Here is a 17,123-nt window from a genome sequence, read left to right as displayed (position 1 = left end):
GCATTGAAAATCAATGGTAATGAAAACAGCAAAGTTCTTGACCGCAGAACGAAACCATTTCACCAAATCGTGCTTCTCCAAACCATGCACCCGGTTCACGGAACAGTAGGTGTTTTCACTGTTCCAGACCAAACCGCATGGAACAGTAAAGTGGGATATATGCCTATATGGACAGAGTATCGCACCCATAAAATTAAAACGATTTAGGAGAAAGCAGATTTTTTACTGTTCGGTGCATCTGCTCCGCTTTGGAGAGTAGCCTTTGCACCAAACCACAAATCAAAAATATGGAGGATTTTTCAATATGAATGTACGCAACGAAATAAAGGCACAGATCATCCGTGCTGGGATGACCATGCAGGAAGTTGTTGACCTGCTCTCGGACGAATACGGTTGGAGCGACAGCGTTTCCAACCTGTCCGCAAAATTACAGCGGGAAAGCATCCGATACAAGGAAGTATTGGAGCTTGCCGATGTGCTGGGATACGACATCGTATGGCAGCAAAGACGGGAGAAATGATGCCCCGGCAGCAGCCCCTCGCTTCTCCCGTCCCCATAGGCGCACCGCAGTGCTGCCTATGGATGGCAGTGAAAGATACGGTTTTCGCTGCCACCGTCTGCAAGAGGAAGTTCGCCGGAACAGCTTCATGCAGACGGGCTGACCATAAGAAAAGTTGCAGACATTTTCGCCTTGGTCAGCAGAGGTCGCCGCAGCGACCGCACTCCCCCTCGGGAGAGCCCTCGGAGAGCCCACGGCACTTTGCAGCCAGTATGGATGAAAGTGTTATAGTGGGTTATTACACTTTGAAAAAGTGCCTCTCCGTAGCTCCCCGCTGTCTGCAAATCTCAAAGAAAGGACAAAAAATCTATGGCAAGAAATGATGGAATAGACCGCACCGTAGCCCGGAATCAGGACTTGGAAACTCCGGACGATGTAGCAAAAATACAGGAACACAATGAGCGTGAAAAGGACAGCTACAGCAATCAGGACATTGTGCCGGAACGCACGACCCTGAATGTCCATTTCAAAGCTCCTACCGATGATTATGTAAAAATGTTTGAGCAGATGGAGCAGGACAAGATCATCTCTACCAGAGGTCTGAAACCGGACGCAGTTAAATACGGCGAGTTAGTTTTTGATGTGAACTCCGCTTACTTCTATAACCACGGCGGCTATGAATTTGCAAAACAGTTTTATGCCGATGCCTATAAAGCCGCTGTGGAGATCGTGGGCGGTGAACAGTATATCCTCTCCGCTGTGATGCACGCCGATGAACGCAACCAGGCAATGTCCGAAGCGCTGGGCGAGGATGTGTACCACTACCATCTTCATGTGGTTTATATCCCTGTGGTGGAAAAGCAGATCCTTTGGTCGAAGCGGTGTAAGGATGAAGCCCTCCGGGGAACCGTAAAGGAAACGATCACGCAGGTCAGTCGAAGTAAGAAATGGGACTGCAAGCCGGTGCTTGACGAAAACGGTAATCCCATGATTAACGCAAAAGGAAAAAAGATATTGAAGTCATCCTACAGTGTGTTGCAGGATGACTTCTTTCAGTTCATGCGTGCAGCCGGATATGACGATGTGGAGCGTGGAGAACGTGGCAGCACTGAAGAACATCTGACGGTGACACAGTTTAAGGTGCAGGCAGAGCAGCAGCGTTTGGAAGCTGTGACCGGACAGGTGGCACAGGCAGAACAAAGTTTGGAGGATGCCAAGGCTGCCACAGAGAAACAGAAAAAGAAACTGGAAGCTCTGCAAAAGGAAACCAAGGCAGTAAAGACCGTTGCTCTGACGGTGCAGGATATTGAAGCGATGGGTAAGAAAGTTAAATTCGGAAACAATATCACGCTGACACCGGATGAATGTGACACGCTGAAACGCTATGCCACCAATGGCATTATCATCAATGCAGAGAATGAGCGATTGAAAGGGAAACTGGAATCGGCTCAAAAGTCTGCATCCATTTGGAAGCAGCGATGTGAAGAAGCAAATAAAAAATATCAGGAATTGAAACAGAAAGCCCAGCCTTTCCTTGATGCACTGGAAGTTGCATCCGAAAAGGTTTGGGCTTTTATCAATTCTATCCTCGCCAGAGGAAAGGAAACACAGGAACACAAAGCACCTGCCCGCAAGCGTGGACAGGACATGGAAATTTGATGGAGGTAACTGCCTATTGAAGAAATATTATGAGGATGCAAAGTATAATGCGGCATTTGTCCGCTGTGTGGATGTTATGAGCCAGATGCTCCAGAAATACGGACATCAGGTTTTGGATAAATTGGAACAGGATGCCCAGCAGAAAGTAGAGCATTCCGAGGAAAGAAATCAAGCGCAGCCTTTGACGAATAAGGCTGCGTAAAAATTTACAATTTACACGTTGCGTATTCGGTGTAGCTATGCTATAATGATTACGCAACGTGTATTTTTGTTTTTAATGGAGAAAAGACAGATGGATTGTAAGAACAGAATTATCAAGTTGCGGGAAAGTACAGGACTGAACCGGAAAGATTTTTGCAAGCTCGTCCATATCCCTTACCGGACTATGACCGAGTGGGAATTGGATAACCGCCATGCACCGGATTATGTGCTGTGGCTTTTGGAGTATTATATCCGCAACGAGGGACTTATGGTAAAAGAAATGGATGAGGGAGGTGGCGATTCTGAAAAAGAAACAAACTAAATGCTATCTTTATACAAGAGTGTCCACCTCTATGCAGGTTGACGGGTACAGCTTGGATGCCCAGCGTGACAAACTGCGGAAGTATGCGGCATACGAAGATATGGTTATTGCGGGGGAGTATTCTGACGAGGGCTTTTCCGGAAAGAACATCCAAGGACGGCAGGATTTTCAACGGATGCTGAATGACATTCAGGACTGCAAAGACGGCGTTTCCTATGTGCTGGTCTTTAAGCTTTCCCGATTTGGCAGAAATGCAGCGGATGTTCTGAACTCTTTGCAGCTCATGCAGGATTTCGGTGTCAATCTGATCTGCGTGGAGGATGGCATTGACAGCTCTAAGGACGCCGGAAAACTGATGATTTCCGTGCTGTCTGCGGTGGCAGAAATCGAGCGAGAGAATATCCGCACCCAAACAATGGCAGGACGGGAGCAAAAGGCTCGTGAGGGCAAGTGGAACGGCGGATTTGCCCCTTATGGATATAGTCTGGAAAACGGCGATCTTGTTATTGCCGAGGATGAAGTGGAAGTAATCCGTGTTATTTATGACCGTTATATTCACACCAACGAGGGGGTTGCTGGAGTTGCAAAATACCTGAATCGCAATGGCTTTGTCAAGAAGCTGCGGCAGAACAATACCATTCCCGGATTTTCAAGGAGCTTCGTGCAGGACGTACTGGACAATCCTGTTTACATGGGTAAGATAGCCTATGGCAGACGCAGGACGGAAAAGAAGCAAGGTACAAGAAACGAGATGCACGTGGTTGAGCAGTCAGAGTTCCCTATTTATGATGGGCAACACGAAGCAATCGTTTCGGAAGAAGATTGGTATTTGGCACAGGAAAAGCGCAGGATCAATTCCTTTAAGCGGGAAAAGGTCAATAATCCAGATCACGCACATATCCTGTCCGGTATTCTGAAATGTCCATGCTGCGGAAAGAGTATGTATGGCAATATCGCCAAGGCTCACAGCAAGGACAAGAAAACAAGATATTATTACTACTGTAAAAACACAGTAACACCAACCGGGCATGAGTGCAGCTTCCGACTGAATATCGAGCAGACGGAAATCAATAAGTTTGTGGCAAAGATTATATCCGCTATGGTCAACAATCCTCGGTTTGTAGAAGCGATTCAGGCGAAAATCGGCTCGGCAGTTGATACAGAGGATATGGAAAAGCAGATCGCCGTTCTGCAAGGTCAGTTAAAGCAAGCCTTTGGAACAAAAAGCCGCTTGGAGCGTCAGATGGACACCTTGGACATCAACGATGCCCACTATGACAGAAAGATTTTGGACTTGCAGCGCCGCTATGATGAGCAGTATGATACCATAGAGGATATCGAAGTTCAGATTGGGGAATTGCAAAGCCAAATCCGCAGCATTCAGCAGGAGAAAATCTCCGGCGACAATATCTATCGGCTCTTACTGGCATTTGATGAAGTCTACCATTCCGCAACGGAAGCGGAACAGAAAGAGTTTATGAAAGCCTTTATCGAGCGAATTGAAATGTTCCCGGAGAAAAGGAAAGACGGCAGCTGGATAAAGAAGATCGTATTCAATTTCCCTGTGCCTGTTGATGGCGAGGAAGTGAAAGAACTTCCCTTGGAAACTGAAACAACTGTCGAAAGCAGCAGGAGGATGTTTTTCCTGCCCTGCTTCACGCCGAGAAAAAAGGCTGACAGAAAATGCCGAATAGCATGGTAGTAATATGATGAATGAGTGCCAGAGCCTGAAGCAGCATGGGTAAAACCTCCGATACTTTATCTGATACAGATGTAGACCACGTATCCCGCGTACAGTAGGATCATCACCAGTCCCTCCGGCTTGCTGAGCTTCCGTCTGGTCCAGGCCATGAGCCACACGATGAAGCTGAAACCGATGAGGACGATGATGTCGATGATATTTTCCCGGATAAAGGTAATAGGATTCAGGGCCGCGGCGATACCCAGCACCATCAGGATGTTGAAGATGTTGGAGCCGATGGCGTTGCCCAGGGCCATATCGACCTCATTCTTGCGGGCCGCCACGATGGAGGTCATAAGCTCCGGCAGGCTGGTTCCGAAGGCCACGACGGTAAGTCCGATGAGGTTCTCGCTGATACCGAAGGCCGCGGCGATGGTTTTGGCGCCGTCCACAACCCAGTCGCTGCCAAAGGTGATGGCTGTGATACCGATGACGATGAAAATAAGGCTTTTCGGTACGGACATGACTTTCATTTCCGCCGCTTCCCCGGTAAGCTCCGAACTTTCGCTGCTCATGGAATGCTGGGCGGATCGAATCATATACAGAAGAAAGAAAACAAACAGCACCGTGAGAAGCAGTCCGTTTACCCGGGTCAGTATCATTCGGTTCCGGCCAAGCACCAGAAGCAGGAAGGCGCAGAACACGGAAAACGGAAAATCGATTTTCAGGGTGCTTTTCTGTACCGCCACAGGCGTCAGGGCGGCACAGACGCCGATTACCACCATCAGGTTGAAGATGTTGGAGCCTACGGCGTTGCTGATTGCCAGGGCATTGCTGCCTGCGATGGAGGCAGTGACGCTGACCGCCGTCTCCGGCAGGCTGGTTCCCATGGCTACGATGGTCATGCCGATGATCAGGGACGGTACGTGGAAATGCTTGGCAATGCTGCTGCTGCCTTCCACAAAGGCATCGGCGCCTTTGACCAGAAATACAAAACCGACCAGTAAAAGTACCACAGCGAAGGGTACGCTCTGTAACATTGTGCTCATAATAAATACTCCCTTATGGAATGCTTTTTATATTGGGTACATGGTAGCAGAGGGAGAAAAAAATGTCAATAGTCCCCAGTTTTCTTTCTATTATAAGGCGGCATCATGAAATATATAAGCACAACTTATAAATAAATGAAAATTTTACTGATTTTTAATAAATATATTGACAAAGGGAGAGCGTCGAGTATATACTGGTGTTTGTTGAGATTCTATACAAAAACACATAACTCAACATTGCTGATAACGGAAAAAAATAGGAGGAACGTTATGAAAAAGAGAGTACTTAGTCTCATTACTGTACTGGCTATGACCGTCGGCATGCTGGCAGGCTGCGGCGGATCTTCTGACAAGGCTTCTGCAGACACCAAGACAGACGCAGAGTCCACCACAACAGAGGGAGAGGCCTCCCTGGCAGATGTCAAGGTAGGTTTTATCTTCCTGCACGATGAGAATTCCACATATGACCTGAACTTCATGAACGCCGCAAAAGAGGCTTGCGAGAAGCTGGGCGTCGAGTACATGACCAAGACCAATATTCCGGAGGGCCAGGAGTGCTACGAGGCAGCATGCGAGCTGGCAGACGCAGGCTGCAACTTCATCTTCGCAGACAGCTTTGGACATGAGGATTACATGATCGAGGCAGCCAAGGAGTATCCGGAGGTACAGTTCAGCCACGCAACCGGAACCAAGGCGCATACAGAGAATCTGGACAATTTCCACAACGCATTCGCTTCCATCTATGACGGACGTTACCTGGCAGGTATCGCCGCAGGCATGAAGCTGAATGAGATGATTGACAATGGCGATATTACCGCAGAGCAGGCTAAGATTGGTTACGTCGGAGCATTTACCTACGCAGAGGTTATCTCCGGTTACACATCCTTCTTCCTGGGCGCACGTTCCGTATGCCCGACCGCTACCATGGAAGTAACCTTCACGGGTTCCTGGTACGATGAGACAGCAGAGAAAGAGGGAGCAAACAAGCTGATCCAGAACGGCTGTGTTCTGATCAGCCAGCATGCAGACTCTATGGGAGCTCCGACCGCATGTGAGACCGCAGGCGTACCAAACGTATCCTACAACGGAAGCACCGAGAGCGCATGCCCGAACACCTTCCTGGTATCCTCCAGAGTAAACTGGGAGCCGTACTTTGAGTACGCAATCAACTGCGTAGCAAACGGAGAGGCCATCGACGCTGACTGGACAGGAACCCTGGCAACCGGTTCTGTAGAGCTGAGCACCCTGGGAAGCGCAGTCGCAGAGGGAACACAGGAAGCCATCGACGAGGCAAAGGCTAAGATCGAGTCCGGTGATCTGCATGTATTCGATACAGCTACCTTTACCGTAGAGGGCAAGGAGCTGACCAGTTACGAGGCAGACGTAGATACCGATGCAGATTACACACCGGATCATGAAGTGGTAAGCGACGGATACTTCCATGAGTCTGAGTACCGTTCCGCTCCGTACTTCAACGTAAATATCGACGGCATCAACCTTCTGGATACCGCATTCTAATCATACTGAAAGCCTGAATGCTTAAGCCTTAAGTAAAAAGCACAGGGCGGCGCAGCAGCCATGCCGCGCCGTCCTTTTGATTCATTTTACAGAAAGGAAACAAAAGATGGAAACCAAAGTAGCCGCAGTTTCAATGAAAAATGTTACAAAGACCTTTGGCTCGGTAATCGCCAATGAGAAGGTAAATCTCGACATTTACAAAGGAGAGATTCTGGCGCTTCTGGGAGAAAACGGAAGCGGAAAGACCACTCTGATGAATATGTTGGCCGGAATCTACTATCCGGACGAGGGGCAGATCTTTATCAACGGAAAGGAGGAGGTCATCAAGACCCCCAAGGACGCTCTGAACTTAGGTATCGGTATGGTGCACCAGCATTTTAAGCTGATCGACGTCCTCTCCGCCACAGAGAACATTATCCTGGGTCTGGAGGGAAAGCTGAATATCCGGGAGGCTTCGAAGAAGATCGAGGCAATCTGTGAGAAATACGGCTTCGAGGTAGACCCGAAGCAGAAAGTTTACGATATGTCGGTATCCCAGAAGCAGACCGTAGAGATTGTAAAGGTATTGTACCGCGGCGCGGATATCCTGATTCTGGACGAGCCTACCGCTGTGTTGACGCCTCAGGAGACCGAGAAGCTGTTCCGCGTATTACGGAAAATGCGGGACGACGGCAAGGCGATTATCATCATTACCCACAAAATGCACGAGGTGGAGTCTCTGTCTGACCGGGTGGCAGTCCTCCGGGACGGCAGATATATCGGAAGCATGGCGACCAAGGATACGAATGTAACCGAGATGACCAATATGATGGTGGGCCGCCCGGTGACCCTGAATATCGAGCGCCCGGATCCGGTCAATGTGAAGCCCCGTATCGTGGTAAAGGATCTGTCAGTCCGCAGCGAGGACGGCATCCAGAAATTAAAGGACGTATCCTTTACGGCCAAGAGCGGCGAGATCCTGGGAATCGCAGGTATCTCCGGCTGCGGCCAGAAGGAGCTTCTGGAGGCCATCGCAGGCCTGCAGCCGGTGGAGTCCGGAACCATCGAGTATCTGGAGGACGACGGCCACGCAGAGCCATTGCTTGGCAAGGATCCTTTAGAAATCGCGGATATGGGCGTGTCCCTGTCCTTCGTACCGGAGGATCGTCTGGGCATGGGTCTGGTAGCCAATATGGATCTGGCAGACAACATGATGCTCCGTAGCTTCCGGAGAGGAAAATCCCCCTTTACCAACCGCAGACCCTCCAGAAAGCTGGCAGAGGCCGTGGTAAAGGAGCTGGAGGTAGCGACGCCGGATATCTCGACTCCGGTCCGCAGGCTGTCCGGCGGCAATGTACAGAAGGTGTTGGTAGGCCGTGAGATTGCCTCCGCCCCCACCGTACTGCTGACCGCCTATGCGGTAAGAGGCCTGGATATCAATTCCTCTTACACCATTTACGATTTGCTCAATGAGCAGAAGAAAAAGGGCGTAGCCGTCATCTTCGTAGGCGAGGATCTGGATGTAATGGTAGAACTCTGTGACAAGATCATGGTACTCTGCGGCGGACAGGTCAGCGGCATTGTGGACGCCCGCAAGACAGATAAGAATGAGGTCGGCCTGATGATGACCCAGGTAGGAGGAGAGGAGAGCCATGAATAAAAAAGAGCCATTTTTTCATATCGTAAAAAGAGACGCCCTTCCCTGGTACCAGGCAGTGGGAATCCGGGCAGTGGCCATCGTCCTGGCCCTAGTGCTCTGCGGAATCCTGACTACTATTACCACGGGAATCGATCCCATCGAGGTATATAAGTCCATCTTCGCGGGAGCCTTCGGCACCGAGCGGAAGACCTGGATTACCCTACAGAATATCGCGATTCTGCTTCTGATTGCCCTGGCTCTGACTCCGGCCTTCAAAATGAAGTTCTGGAATATAGGCGGCGAGGGACAGGTGCTCATCGGTGGTCTGACCGCCGGAGCCTGCATGATTTGCCTGGGTGACAAGATGCCGAACGCGGCCCTAATACTCTGCATGGTGCTGGCGAGCCTTGCGGCAGGCGCGTTCTGGGCCTTCATTCCGGCCTTCTGCAAGGCAAAATGGAATACCAACGAGACCCTGTCCACCCTGATGATGAACTACATCGCCACCCAGCTGGTGGCCTTCTACACCATCGTCTGGGAGGTTCCCAAGGGATCCGGTAAAATCGGTATCATCAACCAGAATACCAACGCGGGCTGGCTTCCCCAGATCTTCGGATCCAAATATCTCTTAAGCATTTTGATCGCGGTGGCAGTCACCCTGGTCATGTATATCTACCTGAATTACAGCAAGCAGGGCTATGAGATTTCTGTCGTGGGAGAGAGTGAGAATACAGCCAAATACGTGGGAATCAAGGTCGGGAAGGTTATTATCCGTACCATGCTCCTTTCCGGCGCGGTGTGCGGCCTGGTAGGCCTTCTGCTGGTGGGCGGTATCAACCACACCATCACCACTACCCTGGCTGGCGGACAGGGCTTCACTGCCGTTCTGGTATCCTGGATGGCAAAATTCAACCCGCTGACCATGGGACTGGCAAGCTTCCTGATTATCTTCATGGATCGGGGCGCGGGCGAGATCTCCACCGCCTTTGGCCTGAACCATTCCTTCGCCGATATCCTGACCGGAATCATCCTGTTCTTCATCATCGGCTGTGAATTCTTCATCAGCTATAAGCTGCAGTTCCGTAAGAAAGCAGAAAAGGAGGTACAGTAATCATGTGGAATTTTTTACTTGCGTTTATACCGAGAGCCATTGTACAGGGAATTCCGCTTCTGTACGGAAGCACCGGAGAAATCATCACCGAGAAATCCGGTAACCTGAATTTAGGAATCCCCGGCGTCATGTACGTGGGCGCCATCAGCGGTGTCATCGGCTCCTTCCTTTATGAGCATTCCGCCACGGAGCTTAACCCTACGCTTGCGATCCTGATTCCCATGGTATGCTGCCTTCTGGGATCTCTGATTATGGGACTGATCTACTGCTTCCTGACCGTTACCCTGCGGGCCAACCAGAACGTAACCGGTCTGGCCATGACCACCTTCGGCGTGGGCTTCGGTAACTTTTTCGGCGGTTCCCTGATTAAACTGGTGGACACAGACGTGCCCTCCATTACCCTGACCGCCACCAGCGGCTATTTCAGCAAAGCCCTGCCCTTCGCGTCAAAGCTGGGAGCCTTTGGCAAGCTGTTTTTATCCTATGGCTTCCTGGCCTATCTGGCAGTCATCATTGCCCTGGCGGCGTCCTATTTCCTGAACCATACGAGAAAAGGACTGCACCTGCGGGCCGTAGGCGAGAATCCAAACACCGCCGACGCGGTGGGAATCAACGTTTCCAAATATAAGTATATCGCCACCTGTGTGGGCTGTATGATCGCGGGACTGGGCGGCCTTTACTACGTGATGGACTACGCCTGCGGCGTCTGGTCCAACAACGCCTTCGGTGACAGAGGCTGGCTGGCTATCGCCCTGGTTATCTTCACCATCTGGAGACCGAATGTAAGTATTCTGGCTTCCTTCCTGTTCGGCGGTTTGTATATCCTGTATCTGTATATACCGACCGGTATGGATCACATGGAGCTGCAGGAACTTTACAAGATGATTCCCTACGTGGTGACCCTGGTAGTGCTGATCGCCACCAGCGTCCGCAGCAAGCGGGAGAACCAGCCGCCTGAGGGCCTGGGCCTTCCGTACTTCCGCGAGGAACGCTAGAAGAGTAGCCATAAAACGGTAAAAATAAAGCGGGCCGTTTCCATATCCCATGTTCGCCCGTTTCTCGTTACATCGGTATGCCTGGATCGGACTAAAGTCCGTCCCATTCATACCGCTGTCTCGAAAAGGCGGACATCTGGATATTGGAAATCTGCCCGCTTTTTGTACTTTTATAGTTGATCGTTTTGAAAGCGCGACAAATGCTCATACGGCAGGATCTGCCGCCCGCGGAACAGGCCGCAGCCATCATTGATCAGGCTGTTGTTAGCCGCTCCGAACATATTGACGTCCACCTTGGACAGGTCAAGCTGCTGGAGCAGCATACCCCGTTCATAGGCCTCGTCAAACCAGATACATTCGCCCTTGGGAATTCTGTGCCGTCTGGCACGCTCCCGTTCCTGGCGCTTCTCATAAGCCATATGGTTGGCAATTCCAATTTCTGCCGTGTCGTCCATTTCCTTCGTCCGGATCTGAACCTCCATATAGCAGCCCGCGCTGTTGTCATAGAAAGTAATGTGCAGGGACTGATAATCAGACTGGTTTTCATTGGAGATATAATCCCGGTAATAAGCCCGGTTTTCCTCCGTCAGAAGGGGAGAGCAGCTTCGCTTGACGCCGCCGGTGGGTTGTGGAGTAAAACCCCGTTCCACAAGGAAGCCCGGCAGAGTGTTGGCGATCTCATAGAGACATTTCAGTTCTTCTTCAGTCCGATTAAGGCCTTCTTCCAGATGGCACCGGGGCATGGAGATGACAATGCGGTAGGCGATCAGATCCCGGAACTTCACCAGCCGCTTCCGCAGCTCCTCCACAGGCGGATATTCCCCATTTGCCACATAATATTTATAAATATCCTTGACGATATAGCCGTTGAATTTTTCCTCAGCCCGGATCAGGGACTTGATGCGGCCCTTAAAAGTGAAGGCAAGCCAGGGATATTCTTTGGCCATATACAGGTAGAACTCCCGGATCCGCTGGGACTGGGCGGTCAGGAATTCATTATGCTCCAGAAGATCCAGAATGCTCTGGAGAAAATCGCAGTGGATCCGGTCGATTTCATTGCCCGTCACAGCCGCTTCCGCCGCCAGATCCCGTTTATATTTCTTTATAATCCGTATCACCGTATCGCCGGAATACAGATAATCGTTCAATGTAATCATGGAATACTCCTAAATGGTTTTCTTACATCATACCCCAGCAGGACAAGAAATTCAATAGTTGAGAAAAAAGGAAAAATTCTTACAAAACTTCCTTTTTTGTAAAGTTCACGCCCCGTTTTCATCTGCTACAATCTCTTTTGTCATCGCGAAAGGCGATACGTGAATCGAAAAAAGAAGAAAATGAGGCACCCCTATGACAGGAGTAATCAAAGGAACCGGTTCCTGCGTCCCGGGCCGGATTCTTACCAACGAGGATCTGACGAAGCTAGTGGATACCAGCGACGCGTGGATTCAGGAGCGTACCGGAATCAGACAACGGCATATCGCGGTGGAGGAAACCACCGTATCCCTTGCGGCGAAGGCGGCCCGGCGGGCCCTTGCGGACGCCCGTATGGAGGCCGGGGAGCTGGATTTACTTGTGGTTTCCACCATTTCCCCGACCCGGATCATGCCCTGTACCGCCTGTGAGGTGCAGGCGGCCATCGGAGCCGGAACTGCGTTCTGCTTCGATATCAGCGCGGCCTGCAGCGGCTTTGTGGCAGCCTGGAATACCGTATGCGCCTACATGGCCGCGGGACTGGCGAAAAAAGCCCTGATTGTCGGAAGCGAATGTCTCTCCCGGCTGACCGACTGGACCGACCGGAGCACCTGCGTTCTCTTTGGAGACGGAGCGGGCGCTGTGGCGGTGGAGGCAGAGGAAGGAAGTGGCTTTCTTCCGGCGGCCTATTCCGACGGCGCGGCGGGAGAGGCCCTGACGCTTGAAAGTCTCCATGCGGGCGGTCCCTTCCGGCAGGAAGCGGGGACGGACAGCGCCTGGATGAAGATGGACGGTCAGGCCGTATTTAAATTTGCGGTCCGCAGAGTTCCGCAGGTCATCGAGGAGGTTCTGGAGAAGAACCGGCTTCGTAAAGAAGATATTTCTCATTATGTGCTCCATCAGGCCAACCGGCGCATTGTAGAGGCGGTGGCAAAGCGTCTTCAGGAGCCCCTTGGGAAATTCTCCATGAATCTTCAGGAGTACGGCAACACCTCGTCGGCCTCGATTCCGATTCTTCTGGACGAGCTGAACCGGAGCGGAGAGCTGAAAAAAGGCGAACGGCTGGTGCTGGCCGGCTTTGGCGGCGGCTTGACCTGGGGAGCGGCTGTGACCGAGTGGAAAAAAAACGAACAACAAAAAATATAAAAAAAAGGAGAACAGAACGATGTTTGAGCAGATTAAGAAAATTGTAGCGGAGAACCTGAATGTAGAAGAGGACGCAATCACCATGGAGGCTTCTTTTAAGGAGGATCTGAAGGCAGATTCCCTGGATCTCTTTGAGATGGTAATGGCTCTGGAGGAGGAGTTCGATATGGAGATTCCTTCCGAGGATCTGGAGCAGCTGGAGACCGTAAAGGACGTGATGGATTACATCGAGAGCCACAAATAAGCAGAAGAATAAGGCAGGGGTACAAGAGGATGCAGACAAGAATAACGAAACTACTGGGAATCAAATATCCGGTGATTCAGGGCGGTATGGCCTGGGTTGCAGAGTATCATCTGGCGGCGGCTGTGTCGAAGGCCGGAGGACTCGGCATCATCGGCGCGGCCAACGCTCCGGCGGAGTGGGTGCGCGATCAGATCCGCGAGACCAAGAAGCTGACAGACAAGCCCTTCGGCGTCAATGTAATGATGATGAGTCCCTACGCGGATCAGGTGGCACAGGTGATTGCGGAGGAAGGCGTGGCTGTAGTAACCACAGGAGCGGGCAATCCGGAGAAGTACATGGAGCTCTGGAGGTCCAAGGGAATCCGGGTGATTCCGGTGGTGGCCTCTGTGGCCCTGGCAAAGAGAATGGAGCGCTGCGGCGCGGACGCTGTGGTAGCGGAGGGCTGCGAGTCCGGCGGACACGTAGGCGAGAGTACCACCATGGCGCTGGTGCCCCAGGTGGTAGATGCCGTGAATATTCCGGTCATTGCCGCAGGCGGTATCGCGGACGGCAGAGGCGTGGCTGCGGCCCTGATGTTGGGCGCGGAGGGCGTACAGATGGGAACCCGCTTTGTAGCGACCACGGAATGCCAGGTGCATCCGAATTATAAGGAAAAGGTACTGAAGGCCCGGGATATCGACACCCGCGTCACCGGCAGAACCACCGGACATCCGGTCCGGGCGCTCCGCAATGAAATGACCAAGAAATATCTGGAACTGGAAGCGGCGGGAGCTACAGCGGAGGAGCTGGAGTACCTGACGCTGGGCGGCTTGAGAAAGGCCGTGGTCGAGGGCGACGTGAAGACCGGAAGCGTCATGTCCGGACAGATTGCCGGACTGGTGAAGGCAGAGCTTCCCTGTAAGGAGGTCATCGAAACTATCATGGCGGAGACCGGAAAAATCTTAAAGGGAGCGGCGCAGTATGAGTAAGACTGTATGGATGTTCCCGGGACAGGGAGCCCAGAAAGCGGGCATGGCAAAGGATTTTTACGAAAAAAGCGCTGCGGCAAGGGCAGTTTTTGACGAAGCGGCGGAGGCTCTGGATTTTGACCTTAGAACCCTCTGCTTTACGGAAAATGAAGATCTCCATCAGACGGAATACACCCAGCCCTGTCTGGTGGCTGCCTGCCTGGCGATTGCGGCAGAGCTTCGAAGCCGCGGCTATAGGCCGGATCTGACGGCGGGCTTAAGCCTGGGAGAATACGCGGCGATTGCGGCGGCAGGCGGTATGAGCGCCCGGGACGCGGTCCGTCTGGTGCGGAAGCGGGGGCTTCTGATGGCCCATACGGTTCCGGCCGGAGAGGGTTCCATGTGCGCGGTGCTGGGGATGGAGACGGAGGCCGTCGAGCAGGTGCTGGCAGGCCTTGAGGGCGTCACCATCGCCAACTATAATTGTCCGGGACAGCTGGTTGTAACCGGAAGAACCGGAAGCGTCCGGGAGGCGGCGGAGGCTTTGAAGGCAGCCGGAGCCAGACGGGTGGTTCCCTTAAAGGTCAGCGGCCCCTTCCATTCTCCCCTTCTTAAGAGTGCCGGGGAGGAATTGGCGGAGGAGCTTTCGAAGGTGGAATTTCATGAGTTAGAGGTACCTTACTACGCCAATGTGACGGCGGAGCGGGTGACGGATTCGGCTGTGATCCCTCACCTTCTGGCCAGGGGCGTATCCTCCTCCGTCCGGTGGCAGCAGAGCGTGGAGGCTATGCTCGCGGACGGGGCAGATACCTTTGTGGAAATCGGCCCGGGCCGGACACTGGCAGGCTTTTTAAAGAAGATAAACCCGGATGTGAGGGTATATAATATTTCCTCCTGGGAGGATATGAAAGGAATCGCGCAATGAAGTTAGAAGGAAAAATCGCCCTGGTGACAGGCGCGTCAAGAGGAATCGGCCGGGCCATCGCCCGGGAGCTGGCGGCAGAGGGAGCCTTTGTCATCGTCAATTACAACGGCTCTGAGACAGCGGCAGCAGAGACGGTAGGAGCCATCACAGAGGCCGGAGGACAGGCGGAGGCCTGGCAGTGCAATGTGGCGGATTACGCGGCCTGCGAGCAGCTTATCAGCGGAGTGCTGGAGAAATATAAGCGGATCGATATTCTGGTGAATAACGCAGGCATTACCCGGGACAATCTGCTGATGAAGATGTCGGAGGAAGAGTTTGACGCAGTCCTTGACACGAATCTGAAGGGAACCTTCCACACCATGCGTTTCGTATCCCGGCAGATGTTAAAGCAGCGGGAGGGCCGGATCATCAATCTGGCCTCTGTGGTGGGAATCACCGGCAACGCGGGCCAGACCAATTACGCGGCCTCCAAGGCGGGCGTAATCGGCATGACGAAGACGGCGGCCAGAGAGCTGGCAAGCCGGGGAATCACGGTCAACGCCATTGCCCCGGGCTTTATCGAGACAGATATGACCGACAAGCTCAGCGATAAGGTGAAGGAGCAGATGAGCGGACAGATTCCGCTGGGAAGATTTGGAAAACCGGAGCAGGTAGCGAAGGCAGCAGCCTTTCTGGCTTCCGACGACGCGGCCTACATCACCGGACAGGTGCTGAACGTAGACGGCGGCATGGTGATGTAACAGGGCAGACAAGAGGAGTACAGGATCAATGAAAAGACGAGTGGTTGTAACGGGACTGGGCGCAGTGACCCCCATCGGAAATACCGTACCGGAATTCTGGAAGGGAATCCGGGAGGGAAAGGTAGGAATCGGTGAGATTACCCGTTTTGATACAGAGGAATACAAGGTAAAGCTGGCAGCTGAGGTCCGGGATTTCAAGGCGGCAGACCGGATAGATCCCAAGGCGGCGAAGCGGATGGAGCCCTTTGTCCAGTACGCGGTGGCGGCGGCAAAGGAGGCCTTTGCGGACGCGGGACTCGACATGGAGAAGGAAGATCCGTTCCGGGCCGGCGTGATCGTAGGCTCCGGGATCGGCTCCCTGGAGACGGTGGAGACGGAGTATGAAAAGATTCTGAAGGGCAATGTAAAGCGGGTCAATCCCCTGATGGTGCCCAAGATGATTTCCAATATGGCCGCAGGCAATATCTCCATTCAGCTGGGGCTTCGGGGCAAATGCACCAATGTGGTGACCGCCTGTGCTTCCGGCACCCACTGTATCGGCGACGCCTTCCGGGCTATCCAGTATGACGACGCGGATATTATGCTGGCAGGCGGCGCGGAGAGCTGTATCTGTCCCACGGGCGTGGCGGGCTTCCAGGCCCTGACAGCCCTGACGACGGAGACAGACCCGGCCCGGGCGTCCATTCCCTTTGACAAGGATCGCAGCGGCTTTGTGCTGGGCGAGGGCGCAGGTGTGGTGGTTCTGGAGGAGCTTGGGCATGCCCTTAAGCGGGGCGCGCATATTTACGCGGAGGTGGCAGGCTACGGAGCCACCGGCGACGCTTTCCACATCACTTCCCCCTGTGAGGACGGAAGCGGCGCGGCTAAGGCTATGGAGCTGGCCATGCAGGAGGGCGGCGTGAAGCCGGAGCAGGTGGAGTATATCAACGCCCACGGTACGGCGACCCACCATAACGATCTCTATGAGACCCGGGCGATCCGGGCGGCTTTCGGAGCAGCGGCCGATTCGGTGGTGGTGAATTCCACCAAGTCCATGATCGGACACCTTCTGGGCGCGGCAGGCGGCGTGGAGTTCGTAGTCTGCGTTAAGGCGGTGGAGGAAAATTATATCCATCAGACCATGGGAACCCGGGAAACCGACGAAGAGTGCGATCTCAATTATGCCATCGGCGCTCCGGTGGAAAAAGAGATTCATTATGCCCTCACCAATTCGCTGGGCTTCGGTGGCCACAACGCCTGCCTGCTCATCGGAAAGTACCAGGGTAGGAGGAAAA

General features: G+C 52.8%; 16 protein-coding genes and 1 pseudogene. 15 read left to right on the top strand and 2 right to left on the bottom strand.

The genetic code is table 11. The features are described from left to right. The first annotated feature begins 304 nt into the window (after positions 1 to 304). From ACTNCH_RS01260 to ACTNCH_RS01240, 5 genes are all read left to right on the top strand, one after another. The gene (locus tag ACTNCH_RS01260) at positions 305 to 520 is read left to right on the top strand and encodes a hypothetical protein (protein WP_031473406.1); all 216 of its coding nucleotides are present in this window, start codon (positions 305 to 307) and stop codon (positions 518 to 520) included. Positions 521 to 868: 348 nt separating this feature from the next. Continuing rightward, positions 869 to 2,158, top strand: a complete 1,290-nt coding sequence (locus ACTNCH_RS01255) for a plasmid recombination protein (protein ID WP_031473410.1) — start codon at positions 869 to 871, stop codon at positions 2,156 to 2,158. 16 nt (positions 2,159 to 2,174) lie between these two features. Then, positions 2,175 to 2,360: a hypothetical protein gene (locus ACTNCH_RS01250; RefSeq protein ID WP_031473412.1), complete on the top strand. Its 186-nt coding sequence runs from the start codon at positions 2,175 to 2,177 to the stop codon at positions 2,358 to 2,360. Positions 2,361 to 2,450: 90 nt separating this feature from the next. Continuing rightward, positions 2,451 to 2,681 (top strand): helix-turn-helix domain-containing protein, encoded by a 231-nt coding sequence (locus ACTNCH_RS01245; protein WP_031473414.1) that lies wholly within the window; start codon positions 2,451 to 2,453, stop codon positions 2,679 to 2,681. After that, on the top strand, positions 2,662 to 4,383 hold the full coding sequence (locus ACTNCH_RS01240) for a recombinase family protein (RefSeq protein WP_441016129.1): 1,722 nt from the start codon (positions 2,662 to 2,664) through the stop codon (positions 4,381 to 4,383). The genes ACTNCH_RS01245 and ACTNCH_RS01240 overlap by 20 nt, the downstream gene beginning before the upstream one ends. Before the next feature lie 56 nt (positions 4,384 to 4,439). On the opposite strand, the gene ACTNCH_RS01235 is transcribed toward ACTNCH_RS01240, so the two are convergent. After that, a complete protein-coding gene (locus ACTNCH_RS01235) occupies positions 4,440 to 5,411 on the bottom strand; it encodes a calcium/sodium antiporter (RefSeq protein WP_441015502.1) in 972 nt (323 codons plus the stop codon). Positions 5,412 to 5,681: 270 nt separating this feature from the next. On the opposite strand from ACTNCH_RS01235, the gene ACTNCH_RS01230 reads away from it, so the two are divergent. The 4 genes from ACTNCH_RS01230 to ACTNCH_RS01215 all read left to right on the top strand — a co-directional run bounded on the left by ACTNCH_RS01230 (position 5,682) and on the right by ACTNCH_RS01215 (position 10,653). Beyond that, positions 5,682 to 6,929: a BMP family ABC transporter substrate-binding protein gene (locus ACTNCH_RS01230; protein ID WP_441015504.1), complete on the top strand. Its 1,248-nt coding sequence runs from the start codon at positions 5,682 to 5,684 to the stop codon at positions 6,927 to 6,929. A gap of 106 nt (positions 6,930 to 7,035) precedes the next feature. After that, a complete protein-coding gene (locus ACTNCH_RS01225; protein WP_441015506.1) occupies positions 7,036 to 8,568 on the top strand; it encodes an ABC transporter ATP-binding protein in 1,533 nt (510 codons plus the stop codon). Then, positions 8,561 to 9,658 (top strand): ABC transporter permease, encoded by a 1,098-nt coding sequence (locus ACTNCH_RS01220; protein ID WP_441015508.1) that lies wholly within the window; start codon positions 8,561 to 8,563, stop codon positions 9,656 to 9,658. The genes ACTNCH_RS01225 and ACTNCH_RS01220 overlap by 8 nt, the downstream gene beginning before the upstream one ends. 2 nt (positions 9,659 to 9,660) lie before the next feature. Beyond that, on the top strand, positions 9,661 to 10,653 hold the full coding sequence (locus tag ACTNCH_RS01215) for an ABC transporter permease (RefSeq protein WP_441015510.1): 993 nt from the start codon (positions 9,661 to 9,663) through the stop codon (positions 10,651 to 10,653). Positions 10,654 to 10,823: 170 nt separating this feature from the next. Here the strand turns inward: ACTNCH_RS01215 and ACTNCH_RS01210 are convergent, their stop codons facing one another. Then, the gene (locus ACTNCH_RS01210) at positions 10,824 to 11,810 is read right to left on the bottom strand and encodes a guanosine polyphosphate pyrophosphohydrolase (RefSeq protein ID WP_441015512.1); all 987 of its coding nucleotides are present in this window, start codon (positions 11,808 to 11,810) and stop codon (positions 10,824 to 10,826) included. 193 nt (positions 11,811 to 12,003) lie between these two features. Here ACTNCH_RS01210 and ACTNCH_RS01205 point away from each other — a divergent pair, with 193 nt between their 5' ends. From ACTNCH_RS01205 to fabF, 6 genes and pseudogenes are all read left to right on the top strand, one after another. Continuing rightward, positions 12,004 to 12,993 (top strand): beta-ketoacyl-ACP synthase III, encoded by a 990-nt coding sequence (locus ACTNCH_RS01205; protein ID WP_441015514.1) that lies wholly within the window; start codon positions 12,004 to 12,006, stop codon positions 12,991 to 12,993. Positions 12,994 to 13,012: 19 nt separating this feature from the next. Beyond that, positions 13,013 to 13,237, top strand: a complete 225-nt coding sequence (gene acpP / locus ACTNCH_RS01200) for an acyl carrier protein (protein WP_441015516.1) — start codon at positions 13,013 to 13,015, stop codon at positions 13,235 to 13,237. 29 nt (positions 13,238 to 13,266) lie between these two features. Beyond that, positions 13,267 to 14,205 carry an enoyl-[acyl-carrier-protein] reductase FabK gene (gene fabK / locus ACTNCH_RS01195; RefSeq protein WP_441015518.1) on the top strand — a complete coding sequence of 313 codons (939 nt, stop codon included), beginning with the start codon at positions 13,267 to 13,269 and terminating at the stop codon, positions 14,203 to 14,205. Beyond that, entirely contained in the window at positions 14,198 to 15,109 is a 912-nt protein-coding gene (gene fabD / locus ACTNCH_RS01190) for an ACP S-malonyltransferase (protein WP_441015520.1), read from the top strand. Before fabK ends, fabD begins: the two co-directional genes overlap by 8 nt. Then, positions 15,106 to 15,849, top strand: a complete 744-nt coding sequence (gene fabG, locus ACTNCH_RS01185) for a 3-oxoacyl-[acyl-carrier-protein] reductase (RefSeq protein ID WP_441015522.1) — start codon at positions 15,106 to 15,108, stop codon at positions 15,847 to 15,849. Before fabD ends, fabG begins: the two co-directional genes overlap by 4 nt. A gap of 28 nt (positions 15,850 to 15,877) precedes the next feature. Beyond that, a pseudogene (gene fabF / locus ACTNCH_RS01180) lies at positions 15,878 to 17,110 on the top strand (beta-ketoacyl-ACP synthase II); the annotation flags it as partial. Positions 17,111 to 17,123 lie beyond the last annotated feature (13 nt).

It is taken from the genome of Candidatus Merdisoma sp. HCP28S3_D10, from assembly GCF_052065835.1.
Taxonomy (GTDB): Bacteria; Bacillota; Clostridia; order Lachnospirales; family Lachnospiraceae; genus Laedolimicola.
Note: the sequence above shows the minus strand (reverse complement) of the source record. Positions and strands in the feature narration are given on the sequence as shown.